This is a genomic window from Mesorhizobium sp. M2A.F.Ca.ET.039.01.1.1 (genome assembly GCF_003998035.1).
In the GTDB taxonomy this organism is placed as follows: Bacteria; Pseudomonadota; Alphaproteobacteria; order Rhizobiales; family Rhizobiaceae; genus Mesorhizobium.
In genome coordinates this window covers 1-919 of record NZ_RZRY01001313.1, presented here as the reverse complement: position 1 = coordinate 919, position 919 = coordinate 1, and the positions used below count along the sequence as shown (strand labels likewise).

Below are 919 nucleotides of genomic sequence, written 5' to 3'. Positions count from 1 at the left end.
GCCCAGCCATTCGGCGCGCGCGAACAGGTCGCGGATCAGCTGGTCCGCCCACAGGCCGACCGCCAGCGAGACGAGCACGCCGAGTGCGCCGAAGAACAGCCGCGCCAGCAGCGAACGCTTTCGCGGCGCTGTCGCCGGTGGCGGGGGCGGGGCCTCGATATCCGGCTCGTCGAAAACGTCGACCTCCGAGGGGATCACGACCGCCACGTCGGCCCGCGCGGCGCGCGGCCTGCGCGCCGGCTGCTCCGCGGCGACGCGGCTGACTTGCGACTTCGGCTCGGTCTCGGGCTCGATGCGGAAGGCCGCCGGTTTGCGGGGCGCGGTCATGCCAGATGATCTCCGATCAGGAACTGCAGCGCGCGGTCGAGCCGGATATGCGGCAAGGACAGCGTGACGCCTTCGGCGGTACGCTCGAGCTTCGGTGGGCGGAAACGCACGAAGCGGATCGCCGGCTCGGCGCTGTCGAGCGATGATGCGGACCTGTCGAACACGGCATCGACCTTTTCCGGCAAATCGCCCGGGAATATGGCGGTCTCGGTCTTTCCGTCGAAGGTCTCGCCGTTGATCGTCTCGCCCTTCAGCGGCGTGCCGATGATCACCGGCAGCGTCTCGCGGCCTTGCTTCACCGTGCCCTCGCGGGTCGAGCGGACCGCGGCCATGGCAACGACATCGACGGCGGCGCCGCTGAAATTCGCCCGCGCCACGGCTCGGTCGGTCAGCCGGCGCACGATCGCCTGCAGCCGGTCGTGGCTTTCGTGGTGCAGATGGTCCGCCTTGGTCGCGGCGACCAGGATGCGGTCGATGCGGCGCGAGAAGAAATCGGTGAGGAAGTTGCCGCGTCCGGGCCGGAAGCAGGACAGGATCTCGGTGACGGCGCGTTCCAGATCGTGCTGATCGACGCCATGCAGGCGCTCAATGC

The 919-nt window shown here is 69.4% G+C and carries 1 protein-coding gene and 1 pseudogene; both read right to left on the bottom strand.

Features of this window, described 5'->3' with window-relative positions:
• Positions 1-327: pseudogene (locus EOA24_RS39535) on the bottom strand (TIGR01620 family protein); the annotation flags it as partial.
• Positions 324-919: YcjX family protein (locus EOA24_RS39530; protein WP_189354662.1), on the bottom strand; the 596-nt coding region annotated here is incomplete at its 5' end. The pseudogene EOA24_RS39535 and the gene EOA24_RS39530, both read right to left, overlap by 4 nt.